The organism is Streptococcus gordonii (genome assembly GCF_001553855.1).
Lineage (GTDB): Bacteria > Bacillota > Bacilli > Lactobacillales > Streptococcaceae > Streptococcus > Streptococcus gordonii.
This window is the reverse complement of record NZ_LQWV01000023.1, coordinates 144,236-157,565: the sequence shown is the minus strand read 5'-3', so window position 1 is coordinate 157,565 and position 13,330 is coordinate 144,236. Positions and strand designations below refer to the sequence as shown.

At 34.9% G+C, this 13,330-nt stretch carries 11 protein-coding genes and 1 CRISPR repeat array; all 11 genes read right to left on the bottom strand.

Annotated elements, in window-relative coordinates:
- Positions 1-46: 46 nt before the first annotated feature.
- A CRISPR array of direct repeats spans positions 47-346; the repeat unit is 36 nt; unit sequence GTTTTGGAACCATTCGAAACAACACAGCTCTAAAAC.
- 90 nt (positions 347-436) lie between these two features.
- Entirely contained in the window at positions 437-1,099 is a 663-nt protein-coding gene (gene csn2 / locus AWH02_RS06785) for a type II-A CRISPR-associated protein Csn2 (protein WP_060553430.1), read from the bottom strand.
- Positions 1,089-1,433: a CRISPR-associated endonuclease Cas2 gene (gene cas2, locus AWH02_RS06780; protein WP_002876413.1), complete on the bottom strand. Its 345-nt coding sequence runs from the start codon at positions 1,431-1,433 to the stop codon at positions 1,089-1,091. Before cas2 ends, csn2 begins: the two co-directional genes overlap by 11 nt.
- A complete protein-coding gene (cas1, locus tag AWH02_RS06775; protein WP_060553429.1) occupies positions 1,430-2,296 on the bottom strand; it encodes a type II CRISPR-associated endonuclease Cas1 in 867 nt (288 codons plus the stop codon). Before cas1 ends, cas2 begins: the two co-directional genes overlap by 4 nt.
- Positions 2,296-6,438, bottom strand: coding sequence for a type II CRISPR RNA-guided endonuclease Cas9 (gene cas9 / locus AWH02_RS06770; protein WP_060553428.1), 4,143 nt, complete (start codon positions 6,436-6,438; stop codon positions 2,296-2,298). Before cas9 ends, cas1 begins: the two co-directional genes overlap by 1 nt.
- 665 nt (positions 6,439-7,103) lie before the next feature.
- Positions 7,104-8,243, bottom strand: a complete 1,140-nt coding sequence (locus AWH02_RS06765) for a site-specific integrase (RefSeq protein WP_060553427.1) — start codon at positions 8,241-8,243, stop codon at positions 7,104-7,106.
- A 37-nt stretch (positions 8,244-8,280) separates the two neighbouring features.
- Positions 8,281-8,616, bottom strand: coding sequence for a DUF771 domain-containing protein (locus AWH02_RS06760; RefSeq protein ID WP_060553426.1), 336 nt, complete (start codon positions 8,614-8,616; stop codon positions 8,281-8,283).
- Positions 8,617-8,681: 65 nt separating this feature from the next.
- A complete protein-coding gene (locus tag AWH02_RS06755; protein ID WP_006150004.1) occupies positions 8,682-8,927 on the bottom strand; it encodes a DUF4160 domain-containing protein in 246 nt (81 codons plus the stop codon).
- A complete protein-coding gene (locus AWH02_RS06750) occupies positions 8,920-9,171 on the bottom strand; it encodes a hypothetical protein (RefSeq protein WP_060553424.1) in 252 nt (83 codons plus the stop codon). Before AWH02_RS06750 ends, AWH02_RS06755 begins: the two co-directional genes overlap by 8 nt.
- A gap of 89 nt (positions 9,172-9,260) precedes the next feature.
- Positions 9,261-10,085, bottom strand: a complete 825-nt coding sequence (locus AWH02_RS06745) for an LPXTG cell wall anchor domain-containing protein (RefSeq protein ID WP_060553422.1) — start codon at positions 10,083-10,085, stop codon at positions 9,261-9,263.
- A 23-nt stretch (positions 10,086-10,108) separates the two neighbouring features.
- Complete coding sequence (locus AWH02_RS06740) at positions 10,109-11,230, bottom strand: phage tail tip lysozyme (RefSeq protein WP_060553421.1); 1,122 nt, start codon at positions 11,228-11,230, stop codon at positions 10,109-10,111.
- Positions 11,230-13,323 carry a hypothetical protein gene (locus tag AWH02_RS06735; RefSeq protein ID WP_060553419.1) on the bottom strand — a complete coding sequence of 698 codons (2,094 nt, stop codon included), beginning with the start codon at positions 13,321-13,323 and terminating at the stop codon, positions 11,230-11,232. Before AWH02_RS06735 ends, AWH02_RS06740 begins: the two co-directional genes overlap by 1 nt.
- Positions 13,324-13,330: the final 7 nt, after the last annotated feature.

The window sequence follows — 13,330 nt, the reverse complement described above, 5'->3', positions numbered from 1 at the left end:
AACACAGCTCTAAAACATAAGATTAAGAAATTCTGGGATGCTGTTCGTTTTGGAACCATTCGAAACAACACAGCTCTAAAACGCTCGCTTGCAGAATATACACTCGTTGTTAGTTTTGGAACCATTCGAAACAACACAGCTCTAAAACAAAAGCTATTGTGCTTGCTGGTGACGATGTGTTTTGGAACCATTCGAAACAACACAGCTCTAAAACACAAAGACGACTATACGCTCAAGACATGCAGTTTTGGAACCATTCGAAACAACACAGCTCTAAAACTTGAAGTTTTCATTGTTGGTTTCTTTTCTGGTTTTGGAACCATTCGAAACAACACAGCTCTAAAACCTCGTAGAAAAATTTTTCTCACGAAATTTCGTAATCGCGCCATTCGTCCCAGCCAGACTTCAGCTCGTCAAGTTCCAATTCTTACTCTTATTATACCATATTTTCAGGGTTCAAGAAATAGTCTTGATCCAGCACATATTGCGGGAAATCATAGACTTTTCGAGGTTCAACAAATAAGACTCTCAGTTGATTGAGTTGGATATACTCTATCAGATTTATTAACTCATCCTCTGATAGATAGGCGGTCGCATTGATGAAAACAAGGAGTTTCTTTTTGGAAAGATATTTAAAAACCTGGATAATTTCTAGCATCTTTTCGAAAGGTGTATCACTCAGAGTTTCAACTTTGACTCCTAGAGCATTGATTAACTCTAGAATGGTGATTTCATCGTACTCTAGGTCTAGTTCATTTTCTAAGCACTCAAATGCTAACAATTCTGTAATCGTAGCTACCAGTTTTTCAATCATGGATTTGACTTCTGGCTTGTCATTAAGCTGATTTTCAAGATCTGCATGTATCAGCTTGAGCATGGCGGGTGAGTTGAGATTGTATCCTAAGACATCCGTTATCACTAGTAACTCGGACTCTTTCAGAGCTTTTAGATTTCTATCAAATAATTTCAACTCTCCATCATCAGTGTACTGGTAGAACTGCTTGACGATAGTTGAAAAGGTAAGCTGGTCTTCCAGGACTAAAAAGGTCGCATTTTCAATAGCCAATGGTTCATCCAATAATGGGAAATTAATCTTCATCTCTAGGCTCCTCTCCTAGAAAAACCAAACGTGCGTCGGAGTTTGCTACGCTAGTATTTCGCTCACCATTTAAGTAAATCATGCGAGAAAACTGCTTTTCTGTAACGGTTAAGAGAGTAATGTTCCCTTTTTTAGGATTGTGCGTCTTAAGGCGTTCAATCATGGCGTTATTAGCAGAGTTGTTGAGCAAGAGCTTGCTATAGATGGAGAATTGGTGCATGATAAATCCTTCATCTATGAGGAACTTGCGAAATTTCCGATAGGCCTTGCGTTCCTCTACGGTATCAACAGGCATATCAAACATTAAAATCATACGCATATATCGATAACTCATATCCTAAACTCAGGAACTCCTTTCTCCGGTTGATTGAGAGCTTGAATGACTTTCTTAGTATAGTCGCTGACGATATTGGACAGATACATATCCTTATCATTGTAGTGAAAGGTGTCTGAGAAAATAGCGAAAAGTTCTCGCTTGATTTTGACAAAGGAACTGCTTCGATTTTCATAGACGATTCTATCAATAATCGGACGAAAAGGCTCCATAATATCGCTAGCTAGGTTGAATTGATTGAACTGATTGGCATGTTTCAAGCCAAACTGAGTCATACAACCAGACAACACAATCTCACGCGCAAACATACTTAAAATCAAAGTATACCCATAATCCAAGGCAGCATTGATATCGCTCTCCTGCTCTCGACTAAAATCATTTCCAAATAAAGTATTGAAATAAATTCGAGCTGCATGACCTTCGCGATTACTAGGGTCAAACAAATCCAAACCATGATAAAGGTCAATGACTGACTGAGATTTTTCCAGAAAGCCACAGTTCCCAAGATAAAGGGCCTGATTAAGTATTTTTTGAGCAATAATGGTTGTCCAAACTTGTGCCTTAACATCTTCTCTCCAAGCAATTTGCCGAGAAAGTTGCAAACTGGAATCGTGCCGACCGTAGTAAGACATTAAGTATGCAGTTGGCAATCGTTTATCATCACAGAAGATAACCAGAATATTTTCATCCACCAAGCGCTTAATCAACATGGTTGAGAGTACAATATCTGTCGTCTCCAAAAGTAAGATATCCACCTCGGACAGGTGAATTAACTCTGTCCGAGAGGCATCTTTAAAAATTAAGTGATTGTTCTTATAGGAAAGTTTAGAGTGCGTATTGACAACAACGGTTCTCCATCCCATTAGTCTTCTCCTAGTTTGCTCAAGTCAATCCGAGTCTCGTAAAGACCAGTGATGGATTGGTGGATGAGGGTGGCGTTGAGTATTTCAGATACAGTTGTGTACCGTTTTCGATCAATATCTTTTCCAAAAAATTTAAAGGCAGCAGGAGCACCCAAAGCAGTAAAGGTCAACAAATTGATAAACGAATTTGCTAGAATTTCTATATCTGCTTGCTCATTGTCTGCATATAAGCTCTTGATTTTCTCTAGATTTGCATCTGCGAGGACATATTTTTGAGAAAACTCAGATACAAGATTTAACAAATCCTTAAATTCATTTCGGTGTTTCTGAATGTATTCCAAATGTCCTGGTTCGTCTAGTTTATGGACATTTTTAGAATGGTAGAGCAAGGTTGTTAAATATACTGGAAGTACTATTTCATTGCCTTTTTGAAGTTCTTTTGCACTTGCAAGTAGTCGTCTGCGACCATTTTCCAGTTCAAATAAACTATACTTAGGTAGGCAGAGGATGTTTTCTTTACGGACATTATGATAGCCTTTATTTTCAAGGAAAGTTATTGGATTATCCTCAAAAGCAGCTTTTTCCATAATCGTGATACCAACTAGAGTTTTGACAGTCTTCAGTTTTTTCGCTTTTCCTTTTTCGATATCGGCAATGAGCAAGATCGAATAGGCGATAACAGGGCTATCAAATCCCCCATATTTAGTAGTGTCCCAAAGAATATCCTTTGTTTTTCGAGGGATTAGCTTGTCAGAATTTCCTTTAGGAAGGATGGACTCTTTAGAGAAGCCACCTGTTTGTACTTCTCGTTTCTTCACAATATTCACCTGCGGAAGTGAAAGAACTTTTTTGATTATAGCGAAATCTTTTTCCTTATTCCAAGCGATTTCTCCAGTGTCTTTAGAGTATTCGATATTTTCTCTTTTTACGATGGTTCCGTCTGCGTAATGCACCTCTTCTTTAAAGAAGTTTAACAAGTTTGAGTAGAAGAAATACTTTTCAGTTGCTTTTTCGACTTCTTTAGGATCTTTGGATCTTGAGATGTAGCGCTTAAGATCGTACTTTTGATACTCACCATAGACGAATTCAGGCTCTAGTTTAGGATATTTTTTAAGGATAGCCTTAGCCACTACTGCATTTAAGTAGGCATCATGTGCATGGTGGTAGTCATTGATTTCCCGTACCTTGTATAACCTAAATTCTTTACGAAAGTTGGAAACTAGGTTGGATTTCAAAGTGATGATTTTGACGGTACGGTTCTTCTTATCCTTCTCATTCACTTCTGTATTATAGCGAGCATCCAAAATCTGTGCAACATGTTTTGTGATTTGCCGTGTTTCAACTAGTTGGCGTTTGATAAAGCCAACTTTATCCCGCTCATCTAGCCCGCCACGTTCAGCTTTAGTTAAATTATTAAATTTACGTTCTGAAATCAGTTTGGAATCCAACAATTGTTGCCAAAACGCTTTTCTTTTTTGAACAACTTCTATACTTGGAACATTATCGGATTTACCACGATTATCCTTTGAACTAGTCAAGACACGGTTATCAAAAGAATCATCCTTTATAAAGGCCTGTGGAATGATGTGGTCAATGTCATAGCTGCTCAGTTGGTTTATATCAAGAGCTTCTCCAGTGTACATATCCTTCCCATTTTGGAGATAGTAAAGGAAGAGACGGTCGTTTTGAAGTTGAACATTATCTGTTGGATGTTCTTTTAATATATTTGAATCAAGCCCAGGTGCTAAATTTTTTAGTGCATCTTCAATGCGCTTATATCTTTGTTGAGAATTCTTTTTCCCTCTGGCAGTTGTCTGATTTTCACGTGCCATCTCAATCACAATGGATTCAGGATTGTGCCTCATAATCTTAACAAGTTCATCAACGATCTTGATACTTTGTAAAATTCCTTTTTTAATAGCAGGACTTCCTGGAAGTTCTTGGACAACTTGTTTCACATCATCTGTCTTACCAACCACTTGTGCTTTTTGGATAATTTCTTTGAAAGAAAGTCCATCATCATTGATCAACTGCATAAAGTTACGATTGTAGTAAGCATCATCAATCAGATAATCAAGAATTGTTTTACCTGTTTGTTTATCACGGATCCCGTTAATTAGCATAGCAGAGAGTTTTCCCCAACCAGTATAATGTCGACGAGTCAGTGACTTGATCACTTTTTCATCAAAGAGTGAGTCATATTGCGCAAGGCGCTGCTTAATCATTTCCCGATCTTCAAAGATAGTTAGAGTATGGACGATATTTTCAAGAATCTCTTCATTTTTAGGGTCATCCATAAACTCTTTGTCCTTGATAATTTTGAGTAAGTCATGATAAGTAGAAAGACTAGCGTTAAATTGTTTTTCAATTCCTTTTAGTTCGATTCCATCGTAACCATCAACAGTGTGTAGATAATGAATGATGTCTTTTTCAGTTACTTTTCTTTTCTCTTTGAATAATTGATTGACAATTTGTTTCTTCTGCCCACTATCAAGGAATTGATAGTCTCTCAATCCTTCTGCAATAAATTTTACTTTTGTTAATTCATTATAGACAGCAAATTTTTCATACAAGAGACTGTGCTTAGGCAAAACTTTTTCCTCTGGGAGATACAAGTCATAGTTAGTCATCTTATTGATGAAGTCTTCCGCAGAACTTGCTTTATCAACAATTTCTTCGAAATTCCAAGGTCGGATTGCTTGGTCAGAATTTCGAGTAAGCCAAGCGAAATCACGATTGCCACGAGCCAATGGACCAACGTAGTAAGGAATACGGAAGGTCAAGATTTTTTCAATCTTTTCTCTGTTTTCCTTCAAAAATGGATAATGTTCTCCTTGCCGACGGAGAATGGCATTCATTTCTTGAAGGTGAATTTGATGAGGAATAGAACCATTATCAAAGGTGCGTTGTTTTCTCAAGAAATCTTCACGTTCGATTTTATCAAGGAAATAATCTGCTCCTTTAACATTATTCAAAATGTTCTTGAGATATTTATAAAATTCTTCCTCAGTTGCTAATTTAGCATTTCTTTTTCGTATTTTTGAATCAACTCCGACATATCCTGCATAACCATTTTTGCTATCGTCAGAAAAAACTTCAACATAGTTTTCTGGAAGATTGTTTTTGATGAATTGTTTTAAAACTACCAAGTCATTTTGGTGATTTTCATAGCGCTCAATCATAGATGCTGACAGTGGAGCCTTGGTTGAAGGATCTGTGACAGTCAAAATACCTGACAGAAGAATCGCATCATAGAGTTTTTTAGCGGCCACGAAAAGGTCTGCAAAGTCATCTCCAATTTGTCCGAGCAAGTTTTCCAAATCCTCATCATAGGTATCTTTAGAGAATTGCAGTGGAGCTTTATCTTCTAAGTCAAAATGTTTCTTAAAATCAGCTTGATTTCCTACAATCAGCTTGAGAAATTCTGAAAACAAACCAGTGGACTTTTCATCAGGAAAGAGTTTTAGGACGCGTTCTCTCTTTGCAGATTTACTAATTTTATCAGTAAAAATTGCTTCTACTTGTGCGTTTTGCCCACTAAGTGAACTTCCTTCAAAGGCGTTATCGTAAATGCTTATAAACTCGTTAAAGATTTTTTGGATATCATTGTTTTTAATATCAAATGTATCTTCGTATAAAAAATGCCCGCGATATTTAATCATGTGAGCTAATGCTAGATAAATCAAGCGGAGGTCAGCCTTTTCTTTCGAATCCGCCAGGTGTTTTCTCAAATGATAGATAGTCGGGAACTTCTTATGATATTCTTTTTCTTCTTCCAAGGTAGCAAAAATAGGGTATTTACTTTCTCTCTTATCCTCAGGAATTAAAAAGGAGTCATCCAATCGATGAAAGAAACTACTATCTACCTTGCTCATTTCCTCAGAAAAGATTTCTTGAAGATAGCGAAGACGATTTTTACGACGAGTATAGCGACGACGTGCAGTTCGTTTAAGGCGTCTAGCCTCAGCAGTAGTTCCCTCATCAAACAATAGAGCCCCGATGAGATTTTTCTTGATAAATCGTTTATCAGTATTGCCCAGAACTTTCATCTTTTTTGATGGAACCTTATAGTCATCCGTAATGACGGCAAATCCGACGCTATTGGTACCAATGTCAAGACCAATTGAATATCCTTTTTTCATTTTGTAATCTCCTTTATATTAAATTATAATTTTTAAAATAATTACGAAATGAGAGCCTTAATTAAATCAATGCACCCCTTCATAAACTTTACTAACTCAGTTAGAATAGCTAAATTATCTTTAGTAAATTTAAATTTTTCCAAAACAATCTCCGTAAAATATAACTTAATTAAATTATATCACTCTAACTAAAGATTTCAATAGAATAATGATGAATTATAGGTAAAAATGTGCTAAAATTGATTATAAGTTATATTTTAGTTTTAGAATTGTATTGTTTCAAATGATGATAAACTAGCTTTTTGTCGTATCTGTAAAATAATTTACATTTCACTTGATAATCTTTGACGAGTATAGTACAATAAAGCTGTTGGAACTATTCGAAACAACACAGCAAGTTAAAATAAGGCTTTGTCCGTACACAACTTGAAAAAGTGCGCACCGATTCGGTGTTTTTTTATTTACTATACTAACTTATTGTACTCCTATTTTCCTAAAAAAACAATTTATTTTAGAGCGCTTTCATTTAAAAACAGAAAAAAACTACGTTAAATGACGTAGCTTTTTTCATAAACATGTCCCCTGCCGGAATAAAAATAGTAGTGCTAAATTCCTATTCTAAAGGCTTTTCTATTTCGTTTGGTCAATATTTGGTCAAAAAAATATTATTCTTTTACGAGCATTAATTCTCTTACTAAATCATACTCTTTATCAATGACCTCTTTAAGAGCATGTCCGTAAGTTTGAATGATTTGCTGTATATCTTTATGACCTAATAATCTAGAAACAACCCATATATCAACTCCTTTAGCTAATAAATATGACCCGTAAGTATGTCTTCCTGCCGTTGCAGTCATGGTTTGGCTACCTATACCAAGTTCAGATAAAAATACTTTCAAGCACTTATTCAATCCCGAATTTGTAGGAAGCTTATACCTTCTATCATAAAATACCAAATCATGCTTTTTTAATTCTTCACGATCAAAAAGAACCTTATCTTGCTCATCCTTCAATGACTTCAATACAAATATTAAATCGTCATCAATAGGAATTTCTCTTATAGAAGTATTAGTTTTTGGAGGAACGAAAATTTGTCGATCTCCAGCAAATCTTCTATATGTTTTAATTGTTTTCTTTTCAAAATCTATATCAGACCAACACACAGCCATACCTTCACCAACCCTAAATCCAGTTTTAAACAAAAGATATAGTAAGAATGGTATAACTGATACTCGATAGTTCATATTTTCTTTCAAATAGTTTAATAAGATTTTATAATCTTCAATACTATGGATATACTTATCATCCACCTCGCCAGGCGATTGACCGTAAATTTTTACATCTTCGGTGAAATCGTTCATGTATAAACCATTACGTTTACTGAATCTTACAACCGATCTTATGTCTGCATTCACCCTTCTGAGATGATCTTTAGTTACTTTTTCTCCATATTCATTCAATCGCAACTGATATTCTTTATGAGATATTTTAACTGCTGGAATATCTGAAAACATTTTTTCGATCAAATTTCCCCTAAAAAAGTATGTACCTTTTGTTGCATCTGCTTTTTCTGATGGCGCAATAACTAAATCATACCAATCCTTCCACAATTCATACAAGGTAGACTTACTATTAAATCTCACAGAATGATTCGACTTAAATAGCTCTCTCTCCTTTTCTTGTGCTTCATTCATTGCTTCACGTTTAGTTTTAAACCCTGAATTAGAAGCAATAAGTTTTCCATTTTTACCGAATATCCTATAATCCCAAAGTTTATTTTTTCCACGCTGTCTGTAACTTGCCACACTAACTCCTTTCTGAATGGCAATCATCACCATTCTATTATAACATCAATAATATTTTTTGATAATTTTTATCAAAATATTCTCTTGTTTTCCTTGCTAAAAATCTATAAGGTGAACCCTTGCTTTTCGGATATAATACAAATCCGTCTTTATTTTTCTCAATATCTAATTCATTTTTGATTGATGGATTCAATAAAATATCATTTATTAATTTTGTTTTTCTAATGGATAACAGTTCTTCAACCTTATCAATCGTCCACCATTGACCTACTTCTTCTTTTTGAAGCAAATCTAAATATTCAGAGCGACTAATCAAAACCATATCAGCAGGAATTGGAACTTCAATATTAAATACTTGTTTTTGCTCTTTCATTTAAAACTCCTTCACACAACAAAAAAAACAAGCCATTTCTGACTTGCTCTTTTTTACTATTATTCTTAATATGCACTATTTTGGTATTCATTCCATAATGCCTGAAGTTCATCTGCATTTTCTAAAACATACTGTCTTACTATCTTCATATCTTTTGATTTTAATTTTCCATCTCGAAGTTCACCATTTAAAAACATTGATCCAACTTCTTCACCATGAATATAAATATGAATATGAGCCATCTGACCTTTATGGTTATGTTCATTCGGACGAATTTCAATACCATACTTCAAAAAAGAATACTTAGGCATGTAATAACCCCACGTAGTCCTTCCACGTTTCAAGGTAGTTATCACGGTTTAATTCAATTTGTTTTTGTGCAAATCGTATATCATAGTCTGCTAAATCTAAATTTTCCACAACTTCACCTGTAAGAATACTAAATGTTCCAATCAGTTCTTCATCATCATACATACGCAAAATTGGATTGTTAGGATTTTTAGAAATATCTTCTTTTGTTACTTCTAAATTTGTAACACCAAACTCTTTAATCATGATTCCTTCTCCTTTCACTTTCTTTTATTATACCACTTTTTCTAAAAAAGAAAAAACAAGGTAGGAATTATCCTACCTTGCTGTTTATTCTAGTTAAATTTTCGTTTACCAATCACAGTTGCAACCAGTCCTACAAATCCCCAAATAGTAGTAAAAATTGTACTAGCTGTTCCAGTATTCGGAAGAACTTTTAACTGACCTTCTTTATCTTTCAAAGCAATAGTACCATCTTTTTGCTTCACAGCACCTACTTCATAAGGCTCTTTTTCTGCATAATCACCTTCGCTTGTTTCAACTACAACTTTTCCTTGATTCGTTGAAACTACCTTGTGACCAGTGTTTGTTTCGATAGGCTGTTCTTGAATATCTTCTTTAGTAACATTCAATGGTTTAGGATCATCAGATTCTTTCACTCCTACATTATCTTCAGCCTTCTTCTTATCTTCCTGAACTTTTGGATCAGCTTCCTTCTGAGTATCAGCTTTTGGCTGTTCCTCTTTTGGTTGATCTTCCTTTGGTTTTTCAGATGGAGTTGTAGGCTCTACTACAACACCTGTATTATCTTTTGAAGGCTCTTTTTCAGATTCCTTACCTAGATTTTCAGAAGGCTTATCTTCTTTAGGCTTTTCCTCTTTTGGCTGTTCTGATGGAGTTGTATGCTCTACTACAACACCTGCATTATCTTGTGAAGGCTCTTTTTCAGTTTTACCACCTAAATCAAGATTCTCACCTTTAGTTTGTTCAGCAGGAACAACAGCAGGATTTTCTTCTTTTGGCTGTTCTGCCACAACTAAACCAGCAGTATCTTCTTTAGAATCTACGCTTCCACCCAAAGATAATTCATCAGCATTTACACCAGCTACAAAACCACTTAATAGCGTTACACACGCTAACGTTACAATTTTTTTATTCATATTTTTCTTTCCTTTTCTTTATTTTATTTTCCAGTTACATATAAAAATTCTTTTGCCTGATCAGCAGTAAATACACGATAGTTTGTAATTCCTGTTCCCTGACCACTTTGAACAAAGTTACATTCAGAAATCAATATTGATCCATCATCTTTTACATCTTCGACAAAGGCTACATGACCATAAGTAGGGTGACCACCTGCCTGCCTTCCCTGAAAGCTAACAGCAGAATGTTTCGTAGGAGTATTGGAAACCTCATAGCCTGACTTATGCGCCCAGTCCTGACCATTCCCCATATATGGATCAAAATTTATTCCAAAATCTTTAGCACGATTGAATACATACCAAGTACATTCACCATAAGGATAAGATTGAGTAATATAGCCATCTTTTGTAATTTCCTTATCTATCGAGTACCCACTAGGTATATCCATAGCAACTTGACCAGCAGGAACATCTAAGCTACCAGCTATTGCATTCCCACCTGACGAGCCATCAGATTCAATAGTCCCCTTAAAAACTTCGTACCACTTCTTACTATCCTTCTCCAGCTTCTCTAATTTTGTCTGACCGTCTGAAAGCAACACACCTTCATAATGTTCAGACCAATATTTTGCACTTTCAAAAGGATCAGTTGCCTTTTGCATATAGTCTTTTACTTTTTTATAGCCATGATTTAACTCATAACTCATTAACTCTAATTCAACCGTACTATCTAAAGTACGAGAACTAGCCTTCGCCCATCTATCACCATTGATTGTGTTACCGTTCCAGCCCGACCATTGAAAGTACCCAGCAACTCCACCTGACGGATTCGTCAACTTTGGATCAAAATCACTTTCTCTTTCAGCATTAGCAAGCGATCCACTAGCACCCTCTAAAGTAAATTTTTCTTTAGAGAGTTGCCAGTTTAGAATCTTAATCACATCTTCTGCTCTTTCAACAGAGATATTCGCTTTTTGCGCTACTTCTTGAGCTGTTAAACGTGTTCGTTTTCCAATCGTAGAATCTGATGATCCTGAACTACCAGCAACCACAGCACCCATGACAAGTATCAAAATCAAGATAATAGGTAGAATAGTTGTAAGATTCGACAAGAGAAAGGCAACTACATATTTTTTTACCTGATTCTTAATTTGATTTTTCATTAAATCTTATTTCTCTTTCTATCAATCGTAACATTCGGACGATTTTTCTTATTTTTTCTTCCCTGCTTTTTTGGACTAGAATTTCCTCCCTTCATTCGTTTTGCTTTAGGAGTATTAATTTTAGGATTCTTACCTGAATCCACTTGATTCATTCTTTGTCCCTTCTTCGATTGAAATTCTGCTTTTTTTCTAGCCAGTCTTTGTTCTTTCAATCGCTTCACTTCAGCATGAGAACTATTTTTCACTTCTCGTTGAAAATCAGCTTTTTTAGTCAATTTATCTGCTTTTTCATTAAGCAATTCTTTTTTCATTCCACCTTTGAATGAATTTGCTCTAGCTTGATACAAGAAAGCCATACCACGATTCCCTTTTTCTTTCAAGGCATTCACCGTACTTCTTGCACCATGCTTCATAGAAGCATATCTATTCCCAATTTTTCCAAGCGATCCATTTTTCGAACTGTTTGAACGTAAACTTTTAAGGCGAGATTGTAAGTTGTCTTTACCCATCTTCAAACCACCTTTAGCAAATTGACCACCAGCAGAAAGTCCACTCTTACCAGCACCAAACATTCTTTCACGAATCTTTTTAGTACCTTGATTGAGATTCAAGCCATTCATTCTATTTACAGGTAATCGTCCAATTTGTGAGAACAATGACAGGATCATATTCTTATTCTTAAACATCAAGAATAGTAGAATAGCTTTTACGAATATCACAATTAGCACATTTTGACCTACTGCCAAGCTAATAAAATCTGTTAATGAATTATAGAAAAATACAAATAGAGTTGTAGCTAACAAAGTCACAGACGATAGAATCAACATTGAAATAGCCTTTTTATTGAACGAATGAATCAAACCTTCCATTGAAGGAAATAGACTAACCAAAAGAATGAATGGTAATATGAGAATCAAGAATACATAGATCATCAAGAAGAAGAATCTTGAAAGACCTAAGACTAGATAAACAATTCCTACTACCGTTACATCAACCAATGAAGAAAGAGCATAGCTAAACTTTGCGCCCCACTCACTTTTCAACATTTTGTTTTCAGGATCTTTGTCTTTAGCAATATCCTTGATTTTCTTACCACCAACAAGATAATCTCCATCACCTTGTTTATATCCAGCTAAATCTTCAAATTCTGCTTCAGATAACTGAAATTCTCCATCTTCTTTTAAAGGAGAATTCATATACTTATACGATTTTACGATTGTTTCAGTAAAATAGACATCAATAGCATTAGAATTTTCATTAGTCAAAGTCTTTGTAATCTGACCATTAAGAGAAATCGTTGTCGTTCTAAATCCATCATACAAATGAGTTAGTAAATACTTATTCTGATCATTTACATTTATTTTGATAAAGTAAAGACCAATAATTGTATAGATCAACAACATCTTCACTAATGCTTTAACTACGCTACCGTTACCAGTTGCGAACAAGTACAACAGATACATAGCCATACTTGCACCGATAACATAGACTATCTCTTTACTGAATAGAGAAGAAAATACTTTACTAGAGTTACCTATAACGTTATTCAATAAAGTTGATACATCACTCATTCCCTCTACTGCATTATAGATTCCAGCTATGATCGTAAAGATAAATTTTGACAACCAAAAAATAGCTTGCACAATCGAATTAAAGAAATAATTCATGTTTGAATCAAAACCAAAGAATTTCTTATCAAAGTAAACCTTACTTGTTAGATCAGACATCTTCGACTTATAGTTATCATAAGTCAATTTTCTTGAATCTGCTTCTTTCTTTTGAATAGCTTTTTTACCTTCTAAGTCCTTCTTTGCTCGTTCAAGCGTCTTCTTTGCTATTTCAGTATCACGATCTTTAATGACAGGCTTATTCGTATTCTTATCAAATTCAATAATATTAAAATTATTCTTTGGTAAGTAATCTGTTCCAATACCACTATCCAGCTTGACTGAGGAATTAGAAGATGGAGTTGAAATTGAATTAGAATTAAACGCATTTACACCACTATTCGGCAATGATGGTTCAACAGCACCAGCTAAAACAGGAAGGAAAAAAATAGATAAAACAAACCCTATTAAAATATTTCTTCTCATTTTTCCC